The following is a 24,886-nucleotide window of genomic DNA, read 5'->3' on the forward strand; positions in this document are numbered from 1 at the left end:
CGGCGGCGGTCTCGGCCGGAGTCGCGGTCACCTCACCGGCGGTGGAGGCCCTTGCAGCGGTCGACGCGCCCGAAGGCGCAGGCCTCGTCGAGGTGGCGTTCAAGGTCAACGGCGAGCGCCGGAAACTCAGCCTCGACCCTCGCGTGACGCTGCTCGACGCGCTGCGGGAACGGCTCCAGCTCACCGGCACGAAGAAGGGCTGCGACCGCGGGCAGTGCGGCGCGTGCACGGTCCACGTCGACGACAGGCGCGTGCTGTCGTGCCTGACTCTGGCGGCGACGTTGCAGGGCAAGGAAGTCACCACGATCGAAGGCATCGCGGACGGCGACGAGCTCCACCCGGTGCAGCAGGCGTTCATCGACCACGACGGCTTCCAGTGCGGATTCTGCACGTCCGGTCAGATCATGTCCGCGGTCAAGGTCGTCGGGGACCGCGAGGTGCGGACCGACGACCAGATCCGGGAAGCGATGTCCGGCAACCTCTGCCGTTGCGGCGCCTACCCGAACATCCTCGAAGCGATCAAGCAGGCCAAGGACGGTGACCGCTGATGCGCGCGTTCGACTTCGCCACGCCGTCGACCGTCCCCGACGCGTTGAAGCTCGCGAAACCCGGCTCGGCGTTCCTCGCGGGCGGCACCACGCTGGTCGACCTGATGAAGCTCGACGTCATGACGCCCGACCGCGTGATCGACGTCAACAACCTGCCGCTCAGGGGAATCCGGCTGCACGAGGGCGCGTTGCGGATCGGGGCGCTGGAGCGGATGGGCGACGTCGCCGCGCATCCCGTCGTCACCTCGGTGCACCCGATGATCTCCCGTGCGTTGCTGCTCAGCGCGTCCGGTCAGCTCAGGAACATGGCGAGCATCGGCGGGAACCTGATGCAGCGCACGCGATGCGACTACTTCCGCGACGTCACCTCGGCGTGCAACAAACGGCTGCCGGGCAGCGGATGTCCCGCGCTGACCGGGATCAACCGCACGCACGCGATCCTCGGCACCAGCGACTCGTGCGCCGCGACCCACGCCAGTGACGTCGCGGTCGCGTTCGTCGCGCTGGAAGCCCAGGTCGTGCTGCGCGGCAAGGACGGTGACCGGACCGTGCCGCTCGAGGACTTCTACCGACTGCCCGGCAGCACGCCGGAACGCGAGAACGTCCTCGGGCCCGGTGAGCTGATCGCCGAGGTGGTCGTGCCGGCGCTCCCCTGGGCCCGCACCTCGACCTACCTCAAGATCCGCGACCGGCAGTCCTACGAGTTCGCGCTCACGTCCGTCGCGGCGGCCGTCAGCCTCAAACGCGGTGTGGTGCAGGACGTCAGGCTCGCCGCGGGCGGAGTGGGCACGAAACCGTGGCGGCTGCGAGCCGTCGAGGAGGCCTTGAAGGGCGGTGTGGCCATGGAGCGAACGTTCGCCGACGCCGCCGAGTCCGCTGTGGACGGAGCGCGAACCTTGGCGCACAACTCGTTCAAGCCCAGCCTGTTGAAGCGCACGATCGTCCGCGCCCTGCTCGACGCGGCGGGTGTGCGGTGATCGGGCGCTCGGTCGACCGGGTCGACGGCCGCATCAAGGTCACCGGCGCGGCACCGTACGCCGCCGACACCAAGATCCCCGGCCTCACCTACGGCTACCTGGTAACCAGCACGATCGGGCGCGGTCAGGTCACCGCGATGGACACGAGCGCCGCGCTCGCCTCCCCCGGTGTGCTGGCCGTGTACACGCCGTTCAACCCGCTCAAGCTGTTCGCGTACGTGCAGGAGCAGAACGACGAGCGCTTCCCTCCGTTGCAGGACACGGAGGTGCGGTTCTTCGGCCAGGCCATCGGGTTCGTCGTCGCCGAGACGTTCGAACAAGCGCGGGACGCGGCCGGTCTGGTCACCGCGACCTACCAGCAGCTGCCGCCGGTGACCGAGTTCCCCGGCCTGACCCTGCAGAAGTTCGAGGAGGTCGAAGAGGTCAAGGCCGACGTCCAGGCCCTGGGCGACATCGTCTTCACCCAGAGCTACACCACCTCGTTCCAGCACCACTGCGCGATGGAACCGCACGCCACCGTAGCCACCTGGAACGGCGACCACCTGACCGTCTACTCGGTCTCGCAGGGCGCCCTTCTGGTGCAGCGCAGGCTGTCCGAGACGCTCGGCGTCGACGCCGCCAAGATCCACGTGCTCAGCCCGCACGTCGGCGGCGGCTTCGGCGGCAAGTGGGGCAACTGGGCGCAGGTCCCGCTGGCGTGCGCGGCCTCCAGGGCACTCGGCAGGCCGGTCAAGGCGATGCTGTCGCGCGAGCAGGTGTTCCTGATGGCCGGTCACCGGCCGATGACCAAGCAGACCCTGCAGATGACCTGCACGCCCGACGGCAAGCTCACGTCGATCGTCAACGACGGCGTGACCAGCCGCGGCTTGGGCGGCAACTGGTCCGAGTCCGTCGCGAACTGGACGCTGACCACCTACGCGAGCCCGAACATCCGCGTCACCAAGACGATCGTGCCGCTCAACCTCGGTGCGGCGACGGTGATGCGCGCACCAGGCGAGGCCAACGGCTCGTTCGCGCTGGAGAGTGCAATGGACGAGCTCGCCGAGCAGCTCGGCATCGACCCCGTCGAGATGCGGTTGCGCAACTACGCCACGTTCGTGCCGAACACCGGGAAACCGTGGTCCAGCAAGCATCTTGACGAGTGCTACCGGATCGGCGCCGACCAGTTCGGCTGGTCGAAACGGCCTGCCAAGGCCCGCGCGACCGTCGACGGCGACTGGCTCGTCGGCACCGGCATGGCCACCGCGACCTACGGCGCCTCCCGCGGCCAGGCGTCGATCAAGGTCCGGCTCTACCCGGACGGCACCGCGTCCGTCTCGGGCACCGCCGCGGACCTGGGCACGGGCCAGTACACGGTGTTCGCCATCCTGGCCGCCGACGAGCTGGGCATCCCGGTCTCGCGCATCCGGCCGGAGCTCGGCGACTCCACCTCCCCCGCCGCGGCCAACGCCGGCGGCTCGAACTCCACGTGCACCAACGGTCCCGCGGTGCAGGTCGCCACCAAGGCGGTGCAGGCCGAGCTCATCACCCTGGCCACCACCAACACGCGTTCTCCCTTCTACGGCAAGGAAGTCACCTACCGCGACGGCAGCGTGTCGTCCGGCGGCCTCACGATGAGCTTCGGCACGCTGCTCACCACGTGCGACGTCGGTGGAGTCGAAGCCGTCGGCACCTCACCCAAGCTCACCGATCCCGAACACGGCTTCCGCTCGTTCGGCGCGCACTTCTGCGAGGTGCGGGTGCACCGCCTGACCGGCGAACCGCGCGTGACGCGATGGCTGTCCGTGTGCGACGCGGGCACGATCGTCAACACCAAAGCGGCTCGCAGCCAGATCCAGGGCGCGGTGGTGATGGGCATCGGGCAGGCGTTGCTGGAGGCCACCGAGGTCGACCACGCGACCGCGCGGTTCTCCAACGCCAGCCTGGCGAGCTACCTGGTGCCGGTGCACGCCGACATCCCTCGCATCGACGTCCGCTTCCTGGACCACCCGGACGGCGTGATCAGCGGGCTGGGCGCGAAGGGCATCGGCGAGCTCGGCATCGTGGGCGTGGCCGGCGCGATCGCGAACGCCGTCCACCACGCCACCGGTGTCCGGGTCCGCGATCTGCCGATCACACTGGAGAAGCTGCTCTAGACGTTGTCGGTGTGCTCGACGCCCGAGTTGCGGTAGTTCTGCACGGCGGTCTTCACCTGGGCCGGGCTGAGCACCCGGTCCTTGGCGAAGTACACCCAGTCGACGTCCTGCTGGTAGGCCCGCTCGGCGCTGCTGCCCTGCAGGCCGCCGGAGATGAACCACAGGTTGAAGTTGATCGACATCGGCGTCTCGGGGTAGTACTTGTCGCCGTGGTCGGCCACCTGTGTGCCGTCGATGAAGTACTTCACGCGGCCGCCGCCGACCTGGATCACCAGGTCGTGCCAGCCCGCGTAGCTGACGCGCTGCTCGTTGTGGATGTTGTCGGCGACCCACGGCTCGTTCTGATAGGTCTCCCAGGTGGTCTCGTACAGGATGTTGGACGATTCACCCCAGCCGCCGTTGGGCAGGTACTCGAAGTCCAACTCGCCGTAGTCTGGGTCCATCGGCGCGTTCAGCGGGGTGATGGTGAAGAACGTCTGCACGACCTGGTCGCCGTCCGGGCCGAACACCGGGGCGTCGCTGAACTTCACGCGTGCCGCGTAGGTGCCCTCGAAGAACTTGCGCTGGTGGAACATCTCGGTCTGCCTCGCGGCGGAACCGTTGTTCCACGAGTCGAGGCGCAGCACCTTCGAACCGTCGACGGTCGGGAACGTGACGCGCGACGGGTCCCATTCCGCGCCCGGCACACCGGGTCCGCCACCGCCGCCGCGCACGGTCCAGCCGCGCTGGCTGATCCGCGAGTCGCTGGAGCTCGTGTAGCTGAAGTCGTCGAACATGGTGGGGCCGTTGGGGTTCGGCGGCGTTGACGTGGTCGTCGTCGTGGTGGGCGGGCTGCCACCGGGCGGGGTGCCCCACAACAGCGTGCCGCCGCGGTAGACGGCGACCTTGTTCCACGCCGAGTACGAGCTGTCGGCGCGGAACGAGTAGTCGTCGGACTGCGTGATCGGGCCCCAGTTCGTGCGGTAGAACCTCAGCTGCAGGTCGCCGGTGTCCTGGCCCGCCGCCAGAGTTCCCGCGCCCGAGGTGAACCCGACCTCCAGGTAGCGGTCGGGGTTGCCGCTCAGGTTCCCGAACGTGCCGGTGACGTTGGCGCAGCCGCGGACCGCCCACGAGCAGGCGAAGCGGTACCCGACGTCGGGGGTCTCGCTGCGGAAGTAGTAACGGATCTTCACCTCCGCCAGCGGCACGGTCGTCGTGCCGGAGTTGACCAGCTTGAACCACGGTTCGACCTGGTCGGTGGTCGCACCGGACGCGCTGGTCCGGTACTGGGCGGTGAGCGCGTCGGCCGCGAAGGCGTTGGGCGCCACGGCCAACGCGGCGACGGTGAGCGCCGCGCAGGAAACGGCTATGAGTGCTCGCAAGGTTCTCTCCTCACTTCGGCAGGGATGGACAGTGCGGCGAGCCTTGATGCGTGGTGACGCATCCGTGTCGTGAAGCCCTCCCACTCCCGGCGCTGCGACCACAGGGTGTCGGCCAGCGCGGCGAGGCGCGGAAAAGCCATGTACTCCAGGTGTTCTCTCGTGCGGATGTGCTCGGTCCACAGCTGGCACTGGGCGCCGAGCACCCCGTCCGGCAGTGGCACGTGGTAGACGTCCTTCACCGTCACGACATGGCCGGGCTGGCCGGGCGGTTCACCCGTCTCGGACTGCGGATAGTCGAGGTAGGTGGACGTGTGCGGGGTCATCACGACGGGTTGGCCCCGCTCCAGCGCCTTCGCGGCCTGGGTGACGTCCTTCCACGGCATGACGACCGAGCGCGCGTCGCCGGTTGGTTCCCAGGCAGCCGGGATGCGGCCGCGGCCGAGCAGGTACTTGGCTGCCTGCTTCAGGAACCTGCCGTGGACCTCCTCGGGCAGCAGGCATTCGTCGCCGCCGAGGTGGACGTACTCGCCCGGGAACACCTCCAGGACCTCGGCCAGCACCTCGCGGACGAAGCCGAGCGAGTGCAGGCCGAACGCGGAGTCGCTGATGCCCCACCGGGTCCAGACCGGCAGCGGTTGTGGGGCGATGCCCAGGTCCGGATAGGCGGCGAGCGCCGCGCGGGCGTGGCCGGGCATCTCGATCTCCGGCATGATCCGGATGCCGCGCTCGGCCGCGTGCGCGACGAGACCTTCGAGCTCGGCGCGGGTGTAGGAACCGCCGTGTGGGACGCCGTCGCCGTTCGTCTCCGCACGCAGGCCGCCGACCGAGGTCAGCAGCGGGTGGCGCGGGATCGGCATGCGCCAGCCCTGGTCGTCGGTCAGGTGCAGGTGCAGGACGTTCAGCTTGTGCAACGCCATCAGGTCGATGAACCGGCGCACCACGTGGACCGGCTGGAAGTGCCGGGCGACGTCGAGCATGAACCCGCGCCACGGCAACCTGGGCACGTCCCGGATGTCGACGCCGGGCACGACCCAGTCCACATCGGACACTCTGGACCGCTTGAGCGCCTCGACCGGAAGGAGCTGCCGGATCGTCTGAACGCCGTGCGCGAGACCGGCCGCGGTTCCGGCTCGGAGCAGGACGCCGTGCTCGTTGACGGTCAGCGCGTAACCTTCCGCGCCGAGGCCGACGAGCTTGGCGTCCAGGGCGATGACGATCTGGCCGTAGTCGGCGATCGGCAGCGGAAGTCCCGTGGCGGGCCGCAGGAGGGTGCGGAGCAGTCTGGCCGCGTGCTCCGCGCCGGGCCTGACGCGGATCGTCGTGCCGCAGTCGAACGTGAAGCCCTTGCCGCGGCGGACGATCCTGGTCGGGTGCGGGACGATCATCCCTTCACCGCCCCTCCGACGATGCCCGTGGTGACCCTGCCCTGCAGGACGAGGAAGATCAGCAGCACCGGGAGCATGAACAGCGTCGAGGCGGCCATCGTGGCGCCCCAGTCGGTGCCGAAGGTGTTGTTGAACGACGAGAGCCAGACCGGCAGCGTGCGGTCGTCCTGGTCCTTGATGATCAGCACGTTGGCGAAGGCGAACTCGTTCCACGCGGTGATGAACCCGAACAACGAGGTCGCCAGCAGACCAGGCGCCAGCAGCGGGAACACCACCCTGCGAAACGCCTGGCCGCGCGAGCAGCCGTCGACCTGCGCCGCTTCCTCGAGGTCGACCGGGATCGCCGCGAGAAACCCGCGCAGGGTCACGATGGTAAACGGCAGCGTGATCATGAAGTAGACCAGCGTGAGCATCCAGAGGGTGTCGAGCATGCCGGTGTCCCTGGCGATCACGTAGATCGGGATGAGCAGCGCCTCCCACGGCGTCATCTGCGCGATGAACACCATCAGCACGAACGCCCTGCGGCCCTTCCACTGCAGCCTTGCCACCGCGTACGCCGCGAGCAGGGCGACGACCAGCGCGAGCAGGACCGCCCCGCCCGCCACCAGAAGACTGTTGCGCCAGAACGAGAAAAAGCCCTTCGCCGCGACCGCTGTTCCGAAGTGGTCGAACGTGATGCTCGCCGGGAGGAACGTCGGTGTGGCGCTCTGGATGTCCCGTGTCGGTTTGAACGCCGTGAGCACCATCCAGTAGACCGGGAAGACCGAGAGGACGAAGACCACGAGCGCCGCCGTGTTCTTGGCGATTCTCATGCCTCTCGCTCCTGCCGGTAGAGCTGCCGGAAGTAGGCCAGCAGCGCGAGCACGAGCAGCACGACCATGAGCATCGAGACGGCCGCACCGAGGTCGTAGCGCTGCAACGACTGCGCGACCTGGAACGCGTAGACCGGCAGCGTCGTCGTGGCCCGGCCCGGACCGCCCTGGCTGATCACCCAGATCTGCACGAACGCCTTGACCACCCAGATCACCTCGAGGCACGTGATCAGGCCGAACATGGCTCGCAGCATCGGGAAAGTGATGGTCGAGAAGACCCGCCACGCGCCCGCGCCGTCGATCCGCGCGGCCTCGTACAGCTCCTGCGGCACGGTGATCATCGCCGCGTACAGCGACAGCGCGGCGAACGGGATCGACTGCCAGACGATCAGCGTCACGAGGATGCCGAACGTCGCCTCGCCGTCCGCGAACCAGGTGTAGTCGCGGTACTCCTCTAAGCCGAGCGCCGTCAGGGCCCAGTTCACGACGCCGAGCCTGGACTGGAAGAGCCACTGGAACACCGTGGTCGCGGCGATGACCGGCGTGGCCCAGGTGAGCACGAGGCCGCCCATCACGAGCAACCTGAGCCAGCGGTTGAGTTTGACCAGCAGCAGAGCGACGGCGGTCGACAGCACCATGATCAGCACGACGTTGATCGCGGTGAACCACAGCGTCCTCCTGACCACGCCCCAGAACTCGGGGTCGGTGAGCACCTTGACGTAGTTCGCGAGTCCGACGAACTCGGCGTCGCCGCGCACCAGTTGCGGCAGGCCGAACCGCTGCAGCGAGATGATCACGTTGCGCACCAGCGGGTACAGCAGCAGGTACGCGGTGGCCAGCAGGGTCGGCGCGATCAGCAGGTACGGCAGGATCGGCTTCTTGCGCCGTCTCGGGGTGGCCGGCGCAGATGTCCGCACCGGCCGTTCCGCGAGGAGCGTCATTTGCCCGAGTTGAGCGCTTGGGTGATCACTTCGTCGGCCTTCGCCGCTGCCGCCTTGGGATCGGTGCCGGTCAGGACGGCGGTCTGGAACTCCTTGATCGGGTTGCGCGCCTCGACTGCGGCCCAGTTCGGCGAGTTCGGGGTGGCGTGCCCGTTGGCCGCGCCGGCCGCCATGGCCGCGGTGCCGGGATCGCCGCTGACCTTCTCGGCGAGCGCCTTGCGGTTCGGCACGTAGTTCATCGCCTTGGCCAGCTCGACCTGCCACTTCTCGCCCGCGAGCGCCTTGACGACCTCGTAGGCGCCGTCCTGACGCGGACTCGCCAGAGGAATGATCAGGTCGGAGCCGCCGGTGAACACGGCGCCGGGCTTGTCGGCGGTCTTGCCGGGGATCGGGAAGAACCCGATCTTGCCTTCCAGCGCCGGGTTGGCCTTGGTGACGAGCTTGGCCGCGCCCGGTACCGCGATGAACTGCGCGACCTTGCCGCCCGCCACGACGTCGGTCTGCTGCGGCTTGGCCTCGTCGGAGTCCTTCGGGCCGTCACCGAGCGCTTGGAGCTTCCGGTAGAAGTCCATGCCCGCCAACGCTTCCGGCGTGTTGAGCGAACCCTTCCAGGTGGGGTCCTGTTCGGCCAGGTCGCCGCCCTCGTCCCAGATGAAGCCCGATAGCGTGTACCAGTTCTGTCCGGGCAGGTAGATGCCCTGCTGGTCACCCTGGTCGAGCTTCTGCGTGGCGGCGAGCCACTCCTCGCGGGTCTTGGGCAGCGTGACCTGTGCCGCCTCGAACAGGTCCTTGCGGTAGATCACGACCCGGTTGGCCGCGTAGTACGGGATGCCGAACTGCTTGCCGTCCACCGCACCGGGTTGCGCGAGACCGGGGATCCAGTCGTCGCCCTGGAACTCGCCCGTCTTGCCGCTGAGGTCCGTGACGCCCTTGCTGGCCACGTACTGGGCGACCTGGGTGTTGCCGACCTCGATCACGTCGGGCGGATCGGTGCTGGCCAGAGCGCTGGTCACCTTCTGCGTGATGCCGTTCCACTCCTGGATCTGGATCTTCAGGTCGAGGCCCGCGTGGTCACGTTCGAACTCGGTCTCGAACTTCGTCACGAAGTCGTCCGTGGCCGTGTCCTTCATGAGCCACACGGTGATCTCCTGCTTCTCACCTCCTCCGGCAGTGGTGCCACAGGCGGACAACGCGAGCGCCAGGACGAGCAGAGCGGCGGAGCGCGACACGACTCACCTCTCACCGGGATGTGACCAATTGGTCAGGTCTGCTGAGGTGAGGTAGAAAGTGGCATAGACCACTTCCCGCGTCAATACCCAGGCCGGACGCGTGAGAGCGCTCCCGATCTTGCTGGGAGTGGTTACTTACCACTGGTATGCGATACTGGCCGCCGACGAAGCGGAGAGGCATGGCCGAAGCGATCCTGAAGCGCGAGCGGGTCCGCGACTACCTGCTGGAACTCATCGAGACCCACCCGGCGGGCGCCCCGATCCCCGCCGAGCGCACGCTGTGCCAGCAACTCTCCGTGTCGCGCCCCACCGTGCGCTCGGCCGTGGACGAACTGGTCAACACGGGCCTGCTGGTCCGCCAGCACGGCCGCGGCACCTTCGTGGCCCGCGCCAAGATCACCCAGGAAATGGTCTCCGGCACGGGTTCCATGTCGCTCCCCCAGGCCGGCGGCACCTGGGAGTCACGCGTGCTCGAACACGCCCGCATCCCGGCCGGCGCCCGCGTGGGCCGCCGCCTGCGCCTCTCCCCCGCCGCCGAGATCCACTACATCGCCCGCCTGCGCCTGGTCGACGGCGAACCGATGGCGCTGGAGTACCTCCACGTGCCCGCCGCTGTCGCGCCCGGATTGACCTTGCACGACATGGAGTCCGGCGACTTCTACGACCGGCTGCGCGAACACGGCGTGCACGTCCGGGACGCGATTCAGTCGATCGAACCGACCGTGACGAACGAGTCCGAGGCCGCGCTGCTGTCGGTACCGGTGCTGGCGCCCGCGTTGTTGTTCGAGCGGCTCACCACCGACACCGAGGGGCGGCAGGTCGAGTACGTGCACTCGATCTACCGGGGTGACCGGTACCGGATCGTCTCCCGGCTCACGCTGGGAGACTCACCACGCAGCACAGTGGACGTGCAGGCCAGGGTGGGCAGCTCGGACCCGTTCTAGAGCTTTCGGAGATCGACCGCCTCCGCCATCGCCTTGTAACCCGCGTCGTTGGGGTGCAGGTGGTCGCCGGAGTCGAAGACGGGCCGCAGAATCCCAGGGTCGGTGGCGTCGCGCAGTGCGGCGTCGAAGTCCACCACGTCGTCGAAGATCCTGGCGGACCTGATGTACCTGTTGACCTCCAGCCGGATCTCCTCCCGCTCGGGCGTGTAGGTCCGCCATCCCTTCCACGGCGCGATCGTCCCGGCCACCACCCGGACCCCGGCCGCGTGGCCGCGCTCGACGACCTGGTGCAACCCCATGATCAGCTGAGCGGCGGGCACCGAGCTCTGGATGTCGTTGATGCCCTCCATCAGCACGATGGTCCGCACGCCGGCCCTCGTCAGCGCGTCGCGATCCAGCCGCGCCAGCCCGTTCTGCCCAGCGGTGGCGCTGGTGCCCTGGCTGGCAAGACGATTGGCACTGATGCCCGCGTTCAGCACACCGAACCGCAGCGGGGCCGGACGCTTCATCAACCGGTCGAACAGCTGGTCCGGCCACCGCAGGTTGGCGCCGCGCGTCGACCAGGCGCCGTCGGTGATCGAGTCGCCGAACGCCACCACGGCTCCCCGCGCCTGCGACGAACGAACTTCGACGCCGCTGACGTAGTGGAACGACGTGCTGCCAACAGCGAAAGGCGCACCGGTCTCGTCAAGCGCCCGATCACCATCAGCGAAGTAGGTCTCGCGATAAGCCTGCGGGTGGTAGGTCGCGGGCCCGGACTCGGCGGGCGTGTATACGGTGACCGCGAGGTCCCCGTCCGGTGGCACGGTCAGCGAAACCGCGTCGCTCACCACCTCCGCACCCACCGGGATCGTCACGGAAGGCAGGCCACCGAACGTCACGTCACGCAGGCTGCCAGGCACAACGGCCGAAGAACCGGTGGACAGCCCGACCGTCACGTGCCCCATCAACACAGGCGCCGTGCCGAAGGCGTTCGACAGCCGCACCCGCGCGGACTTGCCGCCGATCGAAGTGTGGACGACGTTGCGGATCGTCTTGTTCGGATGGCCGAGGTCGGTTCCGGCCTGAGCGCTCGCGGGCGCGGCCTGCCAGGTGCCGATCCACTCCGCAGCGTGCCCTTGCACCTCGGGAACCGACGAGCCACCGACCACCAACGCCAGCACCAGGCTCGCCAAGCCGACTTTCGCAGACATGCCACCACCCCTGAAAGGCCGTGGCGGCGGCGAAGGTCACGCTAGCCCATCACAGGAACCGGGCGGACTGGTTGTCGATGAAGCTTTGGGCCCGTTCCAGGGTGTGCGAGGCATAGGTGCCGCTCGAACGCGCGTCGAGCAACGCGTTCTGCTGAGCTTCCGTCATCATCCGCTGCAGCTCACGGCGTTGGTGCAACGGACTGTCCGGGTCCTGTTCCACGAACATCTTCTCGACGCCCTCGCTCATCGCGAGCGTGCGTTCGCGAGTCTGCTCCAGCAGCTCGGAGTCGAAAGATTGCCCGTTCTCCCAGCACAGGTCAGGGTTGCCCAGGAAGCTGTGGGTCGCCGTCATCAGCTCGCCCGCCAGTCGCGCGTACTCCCGGCGCTCGTGATCGTCGTCGTTGCCGCGGACGCCGAGCCACCGGATCACCACCGGCAACGAGCCACCCTGCACGACCAGGGTGACGATCGCGACCGTGAACGCGATCAGGATCAGCTCCGGGCGGTGCGGCAGGTCGGTGGGCAACGTCTGGGCGGCCGCCAGCGTCACGACCCCGCGCATGCCCGACCACGCCAGCACCGCACCGCCGCGCCAGCTGAGTCCCTCGCTCGCGTAGAACGCCACATCGGCCTGTTTGCGTTGCAGCGCGCGAACTCCCCGGTCGTAGCGCTTCTCGTCGCCAGGACGGGGGCCTCGCGCGGTGAAGCGGTCCAGAAAGGACTCGATCTTGTCGGCGAACGCGTCCGCACGGCGTTGCTGACGGCGTAGCAGCGCGATCAGCGGGATCACGAAGACACCGCGCAACAGGATCAGCGCCGACGTCACCAGCAGGCCGATCACCAGCGTCCGCGCCAGCCCCTCCTTCGCGACGTCGGCGACCACCGAGGTGAGCTCGAAGCCCATCAGCAGGAAGACGCCATTCTCCAGCAGCAACTGGATCGTGCGCCAGTTCGTCCGTTCGGAGATGCGGTCGTGCGCGGCGAACTTGCGAGCGCTCAGGTGCCCGGTGATCAGGCCGGCCACCACGACGGCGATCACGCCGGACGCGTGCACCTCCTCGGCCGGGATGAACGCGAGAAACGGGACCACGTACGAGATCGCGGTGGTCAGCACCGGCTGCCCGTGGATCCGCGAGCGCGCCCACACCGAGCCGATGCCGACCGCGGCCCCGATCACGACCCCCACGGACACGGCGAACGCGAAGTCTCCCAGCGCCCCGCCGAACGACACGCTCGCCGTGATCGCGACGATGGCGGTGCGCAGCAGCACGAGCGCCGTCGCGTCGTTGACCAGCCCCTCGCCTTCGAGAATCGTGACGAGCCGTGGCGGCAGGCCGAGCTTCTTGCCGATCGACGTGGCGGCGACCGCGTCCGGCGGGCTGACCACCGCGCCCAGTGCGAGCGCCGCCGCGAACCCGATGTCCGGCAGCAGCCACCAGATCAGCAGCCCGGTCCCGAACGCGGACAGGACGACCAGCACCACCGACAGCGACCCGATGGTCGTGAAGTTGCGCCGGAAGTCCACCACCGGCACGTTCACCGCCGCCGAGTACAGGATCGGCGGCAGCACGACCGTCAGGATCAGTTCCGGTTCCACGAACACGTGCGGTGCACCGGGCAGCTGGCTGCAGCCCATCCCGACGAGCACCAGCAACACCGGCACCGCCACCCCGAGCTTCGGGGCGAAGTACGACACCACGACGATGATCAGCACGCCGGCGACGGCCAGCAACGCCAGTTCCTGCATGGGGCGGATCTTGCCCGATCAGCGCAGCACGTGCAGACCTGCCCTGTCGGTGCTCAGGCACAGTGAACAGATCGTGCCTTCCACAGCACTCGCCGTCATGTCCGGCCGCTCGTACGACTCCCCGCACACCACGCAGTCGTAGAGCGTGCCGCTCGGGTTGCCGGTCTCGTCCAGCACCGGCTCGGCGATGCCGTCGTCGGTGCGGCGCAAGTAGAAGCGGCCCTTCGTGAGCACCGCCAGCAACGGCGTCAGCACGATCGGGATGCCCACGGCCACCAGCGGCGAGTACGGCTGGATCGCCGCGCCGAAGAGTCCGAAGTAGACGGAAATGGACAGGATGGACGACGCCAGGAACGACCCGACCCCGACGGGGTTGACCGCGTGAAGCATGCCGCGCCGGAACTCGGGCTGCTTCGGCGACAGCTTCAGCACGTACTTGTTGATCGCGATGTCGGTGGCCACCGTGACGACCCACGCCATCGCGCAGTTGGAGTAGAAGCTCAGCAGGTTGTTGAGGAAGCTGAACATGTCGGCCTCCATCAGCACCAGCGCGATCGCGAGGTTCACCAGCACGAACACCAGCCGCCCCGGATACCGCTTGGTGACGCGCGTGAACGAGTTCGTCCAGGCCAGCGACCCGGAGTAGGCGTTGGTGACGTTGATCTTCACCTGGCTCAGCACCACCAGCACCAGCGCCAGCGGCACCACCAGCCACGCCGGCATGAACTGCTTGAACACCCCGGTGAACTGCTCGATCGGCTCCACCGCGGCCACCGCCCCGACCGCGTCGAGCACGTAGACCGCCATGAACACGCCGATCGCCTGCTTGAGCGCCCCGAAGACGACCCAGCCCGGACCGGCGAGGATCGTCGCGGTCCACCACGCGCGCTTGTTCTCGTCGGTGCGCGGCGGCATGAACCGCAGGTAGTCGATCTGCTCGCCGATCTGCCCCATCAACGACAAGCACACCCCGGCGCCCAGCATCACCGCCGCCGTGCTGATCCCGTTGTCGCCGTACTCCAGCCACCGCCGCACCGAGTCGGGTTCCTTGACGACGAGGAACACCAGCGGCGCCACCATCAGCAGCAACCACAACGGGTTCGTCCAGCTCTGCAGCTTCGCGAGCACCTTCATCCCGTAGATCACCAGCGGGATGATCAGCAGCGTCGAGGTCAGATACCCCAGCCACAGCGGCAGTCCCAGCGCGTACCGCAGGCCCTGCGCCATGATCGAGCCCTCGAGCGCGAAGAAGATGAACGTGAAGCTCGCGAAGATGACGCTGGTGATGACGGACCCGTAGTAGCCGAACCCGGATCCGCGCGTGATCAGGTCGAGGTCGATGTTGTACCGGGCCGCGTAGTAGGCCAGCGGGAACCCGGTGACGAAGATGACGACGGCCGCGAACCCGATGGCCAGCAACGCGTTCCCGGTGCCGTGCGTGAGCCCGATCCCGGCGCCGATCGAGAAGTCCGCCATGTAGGCGATCCCGCCCAGCGCCGACGCCCCGACCACCGCGGGCGTCCAGCGCCGGTAGGTGCGCGGGGCGAACCGCAGGGTGTAGTCCTCCAGCGTCTCGTTGGACGCTTCGAGCGATGGCGCTCGCACCTCGTCGTCAACGGTCATGAGCCGTGACGCTAGGAAGCCCGCGTGTCGTTCGATCACCGCAACTGTGACGGGTGTGTGACGTAGTGTCAGCGTCCGTGGATGATCTCGTGGCGTTCATGAAGGAACGCAGGCGTGCCGACGAAGCCGCCGCGGCCGCGTGGGCAGCGCGGGCGGCGACCGTCTCGGCGTGGGCGCAGAAGGTGGCGACCCTGCTGACCCGCCACCAGATCCCGGCCGAGCAGACCCTCTACGACCGCGTGGGCGAGCAGAAGGTGCGGATCGCGTCCGGCTGGCTGGTGCTCACGACGAGGACTCCCAGCGCTGCACGTCCCGGCGTGCTCAAGGACGCCGGGATTCTCCTGACCCCGAGTGCGGAGCTCTGGCAGTACGACAACGAGTGGCCGATGTCCGCCCGCCTCACCGCGACCATCCCCGCCTTCCGCACCGCGGAAGGCGCCGCGTTGATGGCCAGGTGCGAGTGGATCCTCGACAACGTGATCGAAGCCTTCGCGGACACGCTGGACCGCAACGGAATCGACGTCAGCGAGCTCGAAGAGCTCTAGCGCTGGTTCAGCTTCCAGATCCGGATGGTCTTGTCGCCGCAGCCGGCCGCGATCCGCTCCCCCTTGGGGTCGAACGCCACCGTCTCGATCGCCCCACCGGCGCCGATCACGGTCGCCCGGATCCGCTTCGTCGCCACGTCCCACAGCTGGATGAAGTTGCCCTGACCCCAGGCGGCGATCGTCTTGCCGTCCGGGTGGAACCGCGCGTGGGTGATGGTGATGTGCAGGTCGTCGTCGGGACGATCGAAGACGGCCTTGCTCTTCACCGTCGCCACGTCCCAGAGCTGCATGGCGTTCGTGCCGTCCGCGTCGACCACCGCGAGGGTCTTGCCGTCCGGCGAGAACGACACGCCGCTGCCGGTCGAGTCGTTGATGGTGCTGACGGTCTTGCCGGTCGCCGGGTCGGACAGGCGGATCTCCTGGTACTTGGTGCCACCGTTGGCCAGCAGCTTGCCGTCCGGGCTGAAGGTGAGGTCGTGGCCGCCGTCGGCGTCGGGCAGGCCGATCTTCACCGCGCGCGTCGCCACGTCCCACACCTTGATGCTGCCGGTGTGGGTCAGCCCGGCCACGGTCTTGCCGTCCGGGGAGAACACCAGCGAGTTCATGATCGACCTGCTCTGGTCCAGCGGGCCGATCTGCGTGCGGTCGGCGAGGTTCCACAGGTACGTGGTCGCGTCGCCGGTGCGGTTGCCGCCCACCGCGAGGATCTTGCCGTCGGGGCTGATCGCCACGGCATCCGCCGAGGCGCCGCCGGGGCCGTCCGGGTTCGTGACCGTGCCGACGGGCTTGCCCGTCGCGGCGTCCCAGATGGTGGCCACGGCGCCGTCGTCATCGAGGTGGCCGTCGCAGCTCGCGAGCAGTTTGCCGTCCGGGCTCCACGCGATCGACTGGACGGCGTCCTTCGAACCGGTGAGCTGGACGTGCTCGGTGAGCTGCTCCACCTGTCCCGGTTTCGCGTCGGACGGGGTCGTCGTCTGCTCGGAGCCGCCCTCCGCGTTGGAGAGCTTCTTGTCGCCGGTGGTCGGCAGCTGCGCCGCGTCACCGTTGTTGTCCTTCTGGCTCAGCCACCACGCGGTGCCGCCGCCGAGCACCGCGACCGCTCCCACACCGGCCAGCAGCAACGTCCGCCTGCTCGGCCCGGACTTCACCGGCATCGGCAGCACGACGGGTGTGCCGGCCAGCAGGGCCTGAGCCTGGTCGACGGACGCGCGCGCGGCCGGGTTCTTGCGCAGCAGCCCGCCCAGCAACGACGAGAGCTGCCCGGCGCGCACCGGAGGCGGCGGCTCCTGGGTCAGCAGCATCGACAGCGTCGTCATGAAGTCCTGGCCCTGATACGGCGGCCGGCCCTCCACGGCTGCGTACAGGGTCGCGCCGAGCGACCACATGTCGGTCGCCGGGGTGATCGGCGCGCCGGTGCCCTGCTCGGGCGCCATGTAGGCGGGCGTGCCGACGATCGAGCCGTCGGTGGTGAGCGGGACGTCGCCGGTGAGCCTCGCGATGCCGAAGTCGGTGATCACGACCCGGTCGCCGGACAGCAGCACGTTGGCGGGCTTGAGATCGCGATGCACGATCCCGGCCTGGTGCGCCGCCCGCAACGCGCCCAGCATCGCGTTGGCGATGTAGGCGACCTGGTCGACGGGCAGCGCGCCACGGGACTTGATCGCGTCGGCCAGTGAGCCGCCGCGCACGAACTCCATCACGATCATCGGCGTGCCGTTGTACTCGACGACGTCGTGCACGGTGACGATGCCGGGGTGGTTCAGCTGGCCGGCGAGCTGCGCCTCACGCATGGCGCGCTGGCACAGCAACGCCCGCTGCTGCCCGTCCAGGCCGGCCGGCAGCAGCAGCTCCTTGATGGCCACCTCACGGCCGATGACCTCGTCACGGCCGAGCCACACCCGGCCCATGCCGCCGGTGCCGATCACCTGCACGAGCCGGTAGCGCTGCGCCACCAGACTCCCCGTCGCATCTGTCACGGCGCGCAGCGTAGATGAGAACACGCTCCAGTTCGCGCGGGTCCCTCAACTTCGCGAAGTACCGGAACTGTTGGCAGCAAAGAAACATTGTGCGTGTTCAATCGGTCGGCAATGGACGTGTCTCTAGTGGACTCGCGCCACCTCGATGCCGACCTCGCCGACCATCCGCAACTTCCGCGTCCTGGTCGGCTCGACGGTGAACCCGGCCGCGGCGATCCGCTGCGCCACCGCGTGGCCCACGTTGTCGTGCAGGTGCTCCTGCATGTGCCCGCTCACACCGCGTTTGTGACCGAGGTGGGAGTGGTCGTGCACCGCCGCGTCGGCCAGCACCAGTACGCCGTCCGGCCGCAGCACCCGCCGCACCTCCGCGAGCATCGCGTCCTTCGACGGCGTGTCCAGGTGGTGCAGCATCAGGCTGGAGAACACCACGTCGAACGAGTCGTCCGGGAACGCCAGCTCCTGCGCGAACCCGCGGTCGAGCTGCGCCGCCAGCCCGGCCCGGCGGATCTTGCGCTCGGCCCGCGCCAGCATCTTCAGGTCCGGGTCGACACCGGTCAGCGAGACGGTCCGATGCCGCTTTCCGGTCGCCCGCAACAGGTTCCCGGTGCCGCAGCCCACGTCCAGCACGCGCTGACCGTCGCGCAGCCCGGCCAGCGCGACCATCTCCTCGTGCACGCGACCGAGCCCGGACACCCGGTGCAGCACGTCGTAGAACGGCAGCAGGTAGTGCTTGCCCATACCGGGCAGGTAGTCCCGCTCCTGGGACGATATTTCGGCCATGACCCCATTCTGCCCCGGCTTCCAGCAAGGTTTCTGTGTCGATCCGTGGTTTGAGTGGGATGATCTGACGGTGCGTTCCCGACGAATGGCCCCCAGCGGTGACGAGCCCGCGACCTACACCTGGCAGCCCGTGCCCGGCGAACTGGCCGTGGCAGTCATGCGCCTGGGCCACGACCCCGTGGCGGACGGCTCCCACGAGGCGCACTCGCACGACTTCCCCGGCATCGCCTACTTCTGGGCGGACGGCGGCGTCGTGCGGACCGGGAAGCAGGTCCGGCACGTGGAGGCGGGCGACCTGTTCGTGATCGCGCCGGGCGACGTGATGGGCCAGGCCCACAGCGACGACCTCGCGGGCGCGCAGGGCTGGGGCGTGTTCTTCACCGCCGACGCGCTCGGCCTGGACACCCCAGGCGCGCACCTGGCCTGGCGCACGCATCCTCTGCTGTTCCCGTTCGTCCACGGCGGCGCGACGAGTGCGTTGCGGCTCAAGGTCCCCGAAGCGCTTCGAGCCGAGTGGACCGCGCGCATCGAGGCACTTCAGCGGGAACTCGAGGACCGTCGCGAGGGCTATCGGGAGGCCGTCTCCGCGCACCTGGTCCTGCTGCTCGTCGGCGTGTCCAGGCTGGCCGCGGACGTGGTCGGCGACCTGCGCGAGAACGCCGAACCGCTGCTCGCCGAGGTGTTCGACGTGATCGAGCGCCGCTACCCGGAAACGTTGTCGCTGCGCGAGGTCGCGGCCGCTGTCAGCATCTCCCCCGGCCACCTGACGTCGACCGTGCGGCGCCGGACCGGGCGGACCGTGCAGGAGTGGATCACCGAGCGGCGGATGGTGCAGGCGCGGCGGCTGCTGGCCGTCACCGAGCTGCCGGTGAGTGACATCGGGCGGCAGGTGGGGTTCCCGGACGCTGGGTACTTCGCCCGGACGTTCGGCAAGCTGCACGGGATGAGCCCGACGTCGTGGCGAAGGGTGAACGCGGGCTGAACACCTGCGAACAGCCTGACGAGCCGTGGGCGATTCGTCGGATTCGGCCCGCGTGATCGTGGCAATGTCGTGCCATGACCGGCGGGGAGCACTCCACCTTGAGTGCCAACAAAAAAGACTTCGGACAGCGGTTCCACGCGCTGATGGAAGTCGTCGTGAGGCGGCTGCCGTTCGGCTTGTCACGCGTCGTCGCGCCGAGCTTCCTGGGCTTCGCGATCATCAACGGGTTCACGTTCGGCATCGACCTGCTGCTGCTCATGATGTTCCGCAGCGGTCTGGGCCTGCCGGTGCCCATCGCCTTCACCTTGGCGTACGTCCTCGCGTTCGGCCTGAGCTTCGTGCTCAACCGCGCCCTGAACTTCCGCTCGCACGCACCGGTCGGCCCCCAGGCGGGCCTGTACGCGGTGGCGATCCTGATCAACTACGTGGCGTTCATCCTGGGCGTGGGCAGCGCGCTCACCGCGATCGGCCTGCAGTACGTGCTGTCCCGCATCGTCGCCGGCGCCTGCGAGGCCGCCTTCATGTACAGCGTGATGCGCTGGATCATCTTCCGCGACACCAAGGGCCAGTAGTTACGTCAGCAGGCGATTACCGTCCAGTTGGCACCAAATGAGCTGCGCGTCGTGACAGAACAAGATCGTCACTTTAGTTTAAAGCGCAATCATTCGTTGTCAAACGCGTAGCCCTCCTGAGGGCGCGTGTGCCAGGAGGACCGGCTGATGAGGCTGGTTGATCGGGAATCCCAGTTGACCGCTCTTGACCGGATGCTCGCCGACACGGTGGCGGGCCGTTGCCGGGTGGCGCTGGTGAGCGGCGCTCTCGGTAGTGGCAAAACGGCTCTGCTGCAGACGTTCGCGGACCGTGCGGCGCTCACCGGGGCGAATTTCGTCACTGCGACGGGGTCGTGGGCCGAACGCGGGCTGCGGTTCGGGGTGCTGGGCCAGATCGTGCCCGGCACAGGTCTTCTCGCGGCCTGCTCCAGACTGCGAGAGCTCGCCGAACGAACACCGCTGGTGATCGGCATCGACGACGTGGACCTCGCCGACCAGCCTTCACTGACCTGCCTGTTGTCGCTGGTCCGACGCATGCAGCCCACTCGGGTGCTGTTCCTGTTCACCGAGTGCGCGCAGGTGCGGTCGACGTTCCGAGTCGAGCTGCTGCGGCTGCCGCACTGCACACAGGTGACTCTGGAGCCGCTCACCGAACACGGGATCGCTGCCCTGCACGGCAAGCGCGACGCCCGACGAATCCACGCGCTGAGCCGCGGCAATCCGCTGCTCGTGCACGCGCTGACCTCGGACGACCTGCCTCAGGCCGTGCTGCGCTGCCTGCATCGCGGTGGACCGGCCGTCCGGCAGACCGCGCAGGCGTTGGCGGTGCTCGGCGAGTTCGCCACGCCGGCCGCGGTCGGCCGCCTGACCGGGGTCGGCGAGCGGGCTGTGACGTGGGCGGTGGAGGTGCTGACCGCGGCGGGGCTGCTCGACGAGGGCGGCTTGCGGCACCCCGGCACGCGCGACACCGTGCTGTCCGGCACCGCACCGGTCCTGCACGCCCGTGCGGCGCGGTTGCTGCACGAGCAGGGCGCGGCCGCCGAACTCGTGGCCTCTCATCTGCTGGACGGACCGCCGCGTCGGCAGGAGTGGGCGGTGCCGGTGCTGCGGACGGCGGCCGCACGGGCCGGTCCACGCACGGTCTTCGCGTCGCGGTGCCTCGAGCTCGCCCGGGAGTCCTCTGTGGACCCAGTGGAGCAGGCGGCGGTCACCGGTGAGCTGGCCCAGCTGGAGTTCCGGTCGAATCCGCTGACGGCCGCCCGGCACCTGACGGCGTTGCGATCCGCTCCTGCCGACACGAAAGTCATGTTGATCAGCCAGTTGCTCTGGCACGGCCGGGTCGCTGAAGCTCGCGAGCTGTTACCGGACAACGATTCGGACGTCGAGCTGTGGCTGGCTTCGGCGCATCCGTCACTGGCCCGGTGGAGGCCCTCGGCCTCACCCCTCACCAGTCTGCTGTTCCGCGACGACGAGTCCGCCGCGAGCCGCGCCGAAACGTACCTGCGAAGCGCTCGGCTCAGCGGCGACATGCCGTGGGCGGCCGTGTTCGCGTTGCTGACGTTGATCTACAGCGACCACCTGGACAACGCCGCCACGTGGTGCGAACGGCTGCTGGAACAGGCCGCCGACCACGTGACGTGGCAGGCGATGTTCTCCGTCCTGCGGGCGGAGATCGCGCTGCGGCAAGGTGATCTGCCCGCCTGTCTTCGCCTGGCGGGCATCGCTTTCGGGCTGCTGTCGCCGCAAGCCTGGGGCACTGCCGTGGTGGGGCCGCTGAGCTGCCTGATCCTCGCCTGCACCAGGACCGGCCGCTATGCCGAAGCCGGTGAGTACGTCGCCCAGCCGGTGCCGGAGGTGGCGTTCCAGACGCGGTTCGGACCGCACTACCTGCACGCGCGCGGCGAATACCACCTGGCCACCGCTCGGTACGAGGCAGCGCTGGCCGACTTCCTGTCGTGCGGTGAGCTGATGACCTCCTGGGGCCAGGATCATCCCGGTGTGGTGCCGTGGCGTGCCTGTGCCGCGCAGGCGTTGCTCGGCCGGGGTGTGCGCGAGCGCGCCCGGCGGCTCCTGGTCGAACAGCTGACGCTCACCACCCGGCGATCACGCGCGCGCGGCCACACGTTGTACGTGCTGGCGGCGACGAGCGATCCGGCGACCAGGGCGCGGATGCTCGCGGAGTCGGCCGACATCCTGGAGGAACGCGGCGACAGGTTCGGGTTGGCACAGACGCTGGCCGGTCTGAGTGACGCGCTCGGCCACCGGCCGCGAGCGCGGATGACCGCCCGCCGTGCCTGGCGCGTCGCCCGTGAGTGCGGCGCCACACCGTTGTGCGACCGGCTTCTGCCTGCCGACGAACCCCTTCCCGAACGGGTCGCGGCACTGACCGAGGCGGAGCGCCGCGTGGCGGGGCTGGCGGCGGACGGTCACACCAACCGGGAGATCGCGCGCAAGCTGTTCGTGACGACGAGCACCGTCGAGCAACACCTCACGCGCGTCTACCGAAAGCTGGACATCAGGCATCGCGAGGAAATTCCGGCAGGATCTCGTCGACGACCTCGCCGGTGAACATCACGAACCCCGCCTGTGCGAAGTTCGCCATGTCGGCCTGCGCGGCCCGGCCTTCCGGCGTGCTCATGGCCGCCTGCAACGCTTCTGCGGAGTCGGCGGCGATGTCGACCTTGACGTAGAACGGTGGCGGCGTGCCGTCGGGGAGCGGGTCGAGCCTGGTCGCGGTGGCGCTGCGCAGCCCCAGTTCCACGACCTTGCGGGCCAGCGGCGCGTGCACCGTGAAGAAGTGGTCGTCGAAGGCCCGCGGGTCTTCGGGGTGGTGGTACAGGCAGGTGAAGACGTACATCTTCGTTCCTCTCACTGGGATTTCCGGGCGTGGCCGCCGTAGCCGCCGGAGATGTCGGTGCGGGACACGGTGATCCGCATCTGCCGGCCCATCTCGCCGTAGCTGAGCTTGCCGCGCGCACGGTCGCGCAACAGGGACAGCACCTTCAGCGGGTGGCGGCCGGGCACGAAGCCGACGAACTCCTCGTTCTCGAGGCCGTGCCTGGTGAGCGACCGCTCCAGCTCCTCCGGCGTGACGAACCTGTCCCAGTCGTGCAGGTCCCGGGGCGCCCAGCTGAACGCCGGCCACTCCTGGAACAGCTTGATCATGATGATCTTCGACTTGGCCGTGCGGTTGATGGTGTCGTAGAGGTACCAGCCGCCGGGCTTGATCACTCTGGCCGCCTCGCTGATGGATCTGTCCACATCGGACACGTGTTCCAGCACGTCGCAGCAGTAGACGATGTCGAACTCGTTGTCCGCGAAAGGCAGCTGTTCGGCGATGCCGTGCCGGTACTCGATGTCCAGGCCGTTCTGCCTGGCGTGAATCCGGGCGGCCTCCAGTGACTCGAGTGACGGATCGATGCCGGTCACCTCGGCTCCGGCCTTGGCGAACTCCTCGGCGAGCAGCCCGCCGCCGCAGCCGATGTCCAGCACCCGCTTGCCCTGCAGGCTCACGCCGTGCTTGCCGAGTGCGTCCTCGAAGTAGCCGAAGCGCGCCGCGGTGAGGGCGAGCAGCGTGGCCATCGGCCGGTCGTCGTCCCACCACGTGCCCGGCTCGTTGTACAGCTCGTTGTCGACCGCCATCGCACACCTCTCACGGGTTGATCAGATCGGGCACGATCCAGCCGTTCAGGTCGTACTCGGCCATGCACTGCTCCGCGAAGCCCTTGAGGGAGTCCGTGGTCCCCGACTGCTGCGAGGCGAAGAGCAGCTCGGCGCGCACGCTTTCGTGGTTGCCGGAGTAGTTGCGTTCGTAGAGCTCGTGCCGTCCGCCGAACTCGGTGCCGATGGAGTCCCAGATGAGCTTCATCAGCTTGACCCGCTCGACGGCGTCCATCCCGTTGCTGCCGCGCACGTACCTGTCCAGATATGGCCGCAGCTCCGGCTCGTCGAAGTCCCTGGTGCTCGACGGCAGGTAGATGAGCGCGCTGCCGAGGTCCTGCATGATGATCTCCCTGACCCGCGGGTAGCCGAGAGTCATGAACCACCGGTAGGACATGGCGTAATCGAGCTTGGGTAGCAGCGCGCCGCCGTGCCAGGGGTCCGGTGTGGACACCATCGCGTCGGTCAGCGCCCAGAACATGTTGCGCCACGCCAGCACCTCCCCGACGCGGGTTTGAACGCCGCGGAAGTCCTTGGTGCCAGTGGCTTCCACGCCCTTGAGCAGCAGTCCCGCCAGGAAGTCCAGCTTGACCGCGAGCCGCGTGCAGCCGTGGAACGTCATCCGGTGCACCAGCCCGGAGTTCGGGATCAGCGAGTTGACCTTCTCCGGGTCGCCGTAGCTGAACACGTTCTCCCACGGGATCTTCACCCGGTCCAGCACGAAGATCGTGTCGTTCTCGTCGAACCTGCTCGACAGCGGGTAGTCGAACGGGCTGGTCGCCGCCATCTCGTAGGACTGCCGGCAGATGAGCTTGAGTCCCGGCGCACCCATCGGCACCGCGCAGACGAGCGCGAACCGCTTGTCCTTCACCGGCAACCCGTAGTGCGCCACGAGGTTGAAGTGCGTGATCGCAGATCCCGTCGCGACCACCTTGGCGCCGCTGACGATCAGCCCGTCGTCGCGTTCCTCCTCGACGTGCACGAACACGTCGTCGACCTCGTGCGGCTCGCGGTCGCGGTCGACGGGCGGGTTGACCAGCGCGTGGTTCCAGTACAGGACCTTCTCCTGCGACTCGGCGTACCAGCGCCTCGCGTTGTCGCCGAACGGTTCGTACAGCTCCGTGTTCGCGCCGAGCGTGCCGAAGAACGCCGCCTTGTAGTCGGGACTGCGGCCCATCCACCCGTAGGTCATCCTGGCCCACTCGGCGATGGCGTCCCGGTCCGCCCTCAGGTCTTCCTCGCTGCGCGGCGTGCGGAAGAACGGGTGCGTGAGCCCAATACTGCCGGTGTCGGTCGGTGCCGTGAGCGTTTTCTGGCGCTCGGGGTCGTGCAGCGAGTCGTAGAGCCGTGCGGCCATCCGCGCCGAGTTCCGGAACGCCGGATGTTTCGTGACGTCCTCGACTCGTTCCCCGTGCAGCCACACCTCCCTGCCGTCGCGGAGGCTCTCCAGGTACTCCTCGCCGGTCAGCGGCCGGGTCACCCGTTGCTGGGCCATTT

At 68.6% G+C, this 24,886-nt stretch carries 21 protein-coding genes; 8 read left to right on the forward strand and 13 right to left on the reverse strand.

Annotated elements, in window-relative coordinates; all coding sequences use genetic code 11:
* The first annotated feature begins 92 nt into the window (after positions 1 to 92).
* The 3 genes from ABZ345_RS34405 to ABZ345_RS34415 are packed head-to-tail and all read left to right on the forward strand — an operon-like array spanning position 93 to position 3,660.
* On the forward strand, positions 93 to 548 hold the full coding sequence (locus ABZ345_RS34405) for a (2Fe-2S)-binding protein (RefSeq protein ID WP_359858416.1): 456 nt from the start codon (positions 93 to 95) through the stop codon (positions 546 to 548).
* Positions 548 to 1,525, forward strand: a complete 978-nt coding sequence (locus tag ABZ345_RS34410; RefSeq protein ID WP_359858192.1) for a xanthine dehydrogenase family protein subunit M — start codon at positions 548 to 550, stop codon at positions 1,523 to 1,525. The genes ABZ345_RS34405 and ABZ345_RS34410 overlap by 1 nt, the downstream gene beginning before the upstream one ends.
* Positions 1,522 to 3,660 (forward strand): xanthine dehydrogenase family protein molybdopterin-binding subunit, encoded by a 2,139-nt coding sequence (locus tag ABZ345_RS34415; protein ID WP_359858195.1) that lies wholly within the window; start codon positions 1,522 to 1,524, stop codon positions 3,658 to 3,660. Before ABZ345_RS34410 ends, ABZ345_RS34415 begins: the two co-directional genes overlap by 4 nt.
* On the opposite strand, the gene ABZ345_RS34420 is transcribed toward ABZ345_RS34415, so the two are convergent.
* Genes ABZ345_RS34420 through ABZ345_RS34440 form a run of 5 tightly spaced genes read right to left on the reverse strand, consistent with a single transcriptional unit; the run spans position 3,657 to position 9,388 of the window.
* Entirely contained in the window at positions 3,657 to 5,021 is a 1,365-nt protein-coding gene (locus ABZ345_RS34420; protein WP_359858198.1) for a cellulose binding domain-containing protein, read from the reverse strand. The genes ABZ345_RS34415 and ABZ345_RS34420 overlap by 4 nt on opposite strands.
* Positions 5,006 to 6,406, reverse strand: coding sequence for a beta-N-acetylhexosaminidase (locus ABZ345_RS34425; RefSeq protein WP_359858201.1), 1,401 nt, complete (start codon positions 6,404 to 6,406; stop codon positions 5,006 to 5,008). The genes ABZ345_RS34420 and ABZ345_RS34425 overlap by 16 nt, the downstream gene beginning before the upstream one ends.
* Positions 6,403 to 7,218 carry a carbohydrate ABC transporter permease gene (locus tag ABZ345_RS34430; RefSeq protein WP_359858204.1) on the reverse strand — a complete coding sequence of 272 codons (816 nt, stop codon included), beginning with the start codon at positions 7,216 to 7,218 and terminating at the stop codon, positions 6,403 to 6,405. Before ABZ345_RS34430 ends, ABZ345_RS34425 begins: the two co-directional genes overlap by 4 nt.
* Positions 7,215 to 8,159 (reverse strand): sugar ABC transporter permease, encoded by a 945-nt coding sequence (locus ABZ345_RS34435; protein ID WP_359858207.1) that lies wholly within the window; start codon positions 8,157 to 8,159, stop codon positions 7,215 to 7,217. Before ABZ345_RS34435 ends, ABZ345_RS34430 begins: the two co-directional genes overlap by 4 nt.
* Positions 8,156 to 9,388, reverse strand: a complete 1,233-nt coding sequence (locus tag ABZ345_RS34440) for an extracellular solute-binding protein (protein ID WP_359858210.1) — start codon at positions 9,386 to 9,388, stop codon at positions 8,156 to 8,158. The genes ABZ345_RS34435 and ABZ345_RS34440 overlap by 4 nt, the downstream gene beginning before the upstream one ends.
* A gap of 179 nt (positions 9,389 to 9,567) precedes the next feature.
* Here ABZ345_RS34440 and ABZ345_RS34445 point away from each other — a divergent pair, with 179 nt between their 5' ends.
* Entirely contained in the window at positions 9,568 to 10,332 is a 765-nt protein-coding gene (locus tag ABZ345_RS34445; RefSeq protein ID WP_359858213.1) for a GntR family transcriptional regulator, read from the forward strand.
* Here the strand turns inward: ABZ345_RS34445 and ABZ345_RS34450 are convergent.
* The 3 genes from ABZ345_RS34450 to ABZ345_RS34460 are packed head-to-tail and all read right to left on the reverse strand — an operon-like array spanning position 10,329 to position 14,895.
* Positions 10,329 to 11,525 carry an SGNH/GDSL hydrolase family protein gene (locus tag ABZ345_RS34450; RefSeq protein WP_359858216.1) on the reverse strand — a complete coding sequence of 399 codons (1,197 nt, stop codon included), beginning with the start codon at positions 11,523 to 11,525 and terminating at the stop codon, positions 10,329 to 10,331. The genes ABZ345_RS34445 and ABZ345_RS34450 overlap by 4 nt on opposite strands.
* A gap of 49 nt (positions 11,526 to 11,574) precedes the next feature.
* A complete protein-coding gene (locus ABZ345_RS34455) occupies positions 11,575 to 13,272 on the reverse strand; it encodes a sodium:proton antiporter (RefSeq protein WP_359858219.1) in 1,698 nt (565 codons plus the stop codon).
* 18 nt (positions 13,273 to 13,290) lie between these two features.
* The gene (locus tag ABZ345_RS34460) at positions 13,291 to 14,895 is read right to left on the reverse strand and encodes an allantoin permease (RefSeq protein ID WP_359858221.1); all 1,605 of its coding nucleotides are present in this window, start codon (positions 14,893 to 14,895) and stop codon (positions 13,291 to 13,293) included.
* 77 nt (positions 14,896 to 14,972) lie between these two features.
* Here ABZ345_RS34460 and ABZ345_RS34465 point away from each other — a divergent pair, with 77 nt between their 5' ends.
* On the forward strand, positions 14,973 to 15,440 hold the full coding sequence (locus tag ABZ345_RS34465) for a hypothetical protein (RefSeq protein ID WP_359858224.1): 468 nt from the start codon (positions 14,973 to 14,975) through the stop codon (positions 15,438 to 15,440).
* Here the strand turns inward: ABZ345_RS34465 and ABZ345_RS34470 are convergent.
* Both ABZ345_RS34470 and ABZ345_RS34475 read right to left on the reverse strand, forming a co-directional pair.
* Complete coding sequence (locus tag ABZ345_RS34470) at positions 15,437 to 17,416, reverse strand: serine/threonine-protein kinase (RefSeq protein ID WP_359858227.1); 1,980 nt, start codon at positions 17,414 to 17,416, stop codon at positions 15,437 to 15,439. The two genes, ABZ345_RS34465 and ABZ345_RS34470, sit on opposite strands and share 4 nt — an antisense overlap.
* A gap of 123 nt (positions 17,417 to 17,539) precedes the next feature.
* Positions 17,540 to 18,196 carry a methyltransferase domain-containing protein gene (locus ABZ345_RS34475; protein WP_359858230.1) on the reverse strand — a complete coding sequence of 219 codons (657 nt, stop codon included), beginning with the start codon at positions 18,194 to 18,196 and terminating at the stop codon, positions 17,540 to 17,542.
* Between the two features lie 70 nt (positions 18,197 to 18,266).
* On the opposite strand from ABZ345_RS34475, the gene ABZ345_RS34480 reads away from it, so the two are divergent.
* The 3 genes from ABZ345_RS34480 to ABZ345_RS34490 all read left to right on the forward strand — a co-directional run bounded on the left by ABZ345_RS34480 (position 18,267) and on the right by ABZ345_RS34490 (position 22,297).
* Positions 18,267 to 19,178: an AraC family transcriptional regulator gene (locus ABZ345_RS34480; protein ID WP_359858233.1), complete on the forward strand. Its 912-nt coding sequence runs from the start codon at positions 18,267 to 18,269 to the stop codon at positions 19,176 to 19,178.
* Positions 19,179 to 19,276: 98 nt separating this feature from the next.
* Positions 19,277 to 19,750, forward strand: a complete 474-nt coding sequence (locus tag ABZ345_RS34485) for a GtrA family protein (protein ID WP_359858235.1) — start codon at positions 19,277 to 19,279, stop codon at positions 19,748 to 19,750.
* Between the two features lie 147 nt (positions 19,751 to 19,897).
* The gene (locus ABZ345_RS34490) at positions 19,898 to 22,297 is read left to right on the forward strand and encodes an AAA family ATPase (RefSeq protein WP_359858238.1); all 2,400 of its coding nucleotides are present in this window, start codon (positions 19,898 to 19,900) and stop codon (positions 22,295 to 22,297) included.
* Here ABZ345_RS34490 and ABZ345_RS34495 read toward each other — a convergent pair.
* From ABZ345_RS34495 to ABZ345_RS34505, 3 genes are read right to left on the reverse strand one after another with little or no spacing between them, the layout of a single operon-like run.
* A complete protein-coding gene (locus ABZ345_RS34495) occupies positions 22,245 to 22,586 on the reverse strand; it encodes an EthD family reductase (protein WP_359858240.1) in 342 nt (113 codons plus the stop codon). The two genes, ABZ345_RS34490 and ABZ345_RS34495, sit on opposite strands and share 53 nt — an antisense overlap.
* Positions 22,587 to 22,597: 11 nt before the next feature.
* Positions 22,598 to 23,371, reverse strand: a complete 774-nt coding sequence (gene ubiG / locus ABZ345_RS34500) for a bifunctional 2-polyprenyl-6-hydroxyphenol methylase/3-demethylubiquinol 3-O-methyltransferase UbiG (protein ID WP_359858242.1) — start codon at positions 23,369 to 23,371, stop codon at positions 22,598 to 22,600.
* Between the two features lie 10 nt (positions 23,372 to 23,381).
* Positions 23,382 to 24,884, reverse strand: a complete 1,503-nt coding sequence (locus tag ABZ345_RS34505) for a 4-hydroxyphenylacetate 3-hydroxylase N-terminal domain-containing protein (protein ID WP_359858244.1) — start codon at positions 24,882 to 24,884, stop codon at positions 23,382 to 23,384.
* Positions 24,885 to 24,886 lie beyond the last annotated feature (2 nt).

It is taken from the genome of Lentzea sp. NPDC005914, from assembly GCF_040629405.1.
Taxonomy (GTDB): Bacteria; Actinomycetota; Actinomycetes; order Mycobacteriales; family Pseudonocardiaceae; genus Lentzea.

Bases quoted from the DNA above. Each gene is read 5' to 3' on its own strand.
- ABZ345_RS34410 (WP_359858192.1), top strand. From the start codon at position 548: ATGCGCGCGTTCGACTTCGCCACGCCGTCGACCGTCCCCGACGCGTTG.
- ABZ345_RS34425 (WP_359858201.1), bottom strand. From the start codon at position 6,406: ATGATCGTCCCGCACCCGACCAGGATCGTCCGCCGCGGCAAGGGCTTC.
- ABZ345_RS34430 (WP_359858204.1), bottom strand. From the start codon at position 7,218: ATGAGAATCGCCAAGAACACGGCGGCGCTCGTGGTCTTCGTCCTCTCG.
- ABZ345_RS34435 (WP_359858207.1), bottom strand. From the start codon at position 8,159: ATGACGCTCCTCGCGGAACGGCCGGTGCGGACATCTGCGCCGGCCACC.
- ABZ345_RS34445 (WP_359858213.1), top strand. From the start codon at position 9,568: ATGGCCGAAGCGATCCTGAAGCGCGAGCGGGTCCGCGACTACCTGCTG.
- ABZ345_RS34450 (WP_359858216.1), bottom strand. From the start codon at position 11,525: ATGTCTGCGAAAGTCGGCTTGGCGAGCCTGGTGCTGGCGTTGGTGGTC.
- ABZ345_RS34455 (WP_359858219.1), bottom strand. From the start codon at position 13,272: ATGCAGGAACTGGCGTTGCTGGCCGTCGCCGGCGTGCTGATCATCGTC.
- ABZ345_RS34460 (WP_359858221.1), bottom strand. From the start codon at position 14,895: ATGACCGTTGACGACGAGGTGCGAGCGCCATCGCTCGAAGCGTCCAAC.
- ABZ345_RS34475 (WP_359858230.1), bottom strand. From the start codon at position 18,196: ATGGCCGAAATATCGTCCCAGGAGCGGGACTACCTGCCCGGTATGGGC.
- ABZ345_RS34490 (WP_359858238.1), top strand. From the start codon at position 19,898: ATGAGGCTGGTTGATCGGGAATCCCAGTTGACCGCTCTTGACCGGATG.
- ABZ345_RS34495 (WP_359858240.1), bottom strand. From the start codon at position 22,586: ATGTACGTCTTCACCTGCCTGTACCACCACCCCGAAGACCCGCGGGCC.
- ubiG (WP_359858242.1), bottom strand. From the start codon at position 23,371: ATGGCGGTCGACAACGAGCTGTACAACGAGCCGGGCACGTGGTGGGAC.
- ABZ345_RS34505 (WP_359858244.1), bottom strand. From the start codon at position 24,884: ATGGCCCAGCAACGGGTGACCCGGCCGCTGACCGGCGAGGAGTACCTG.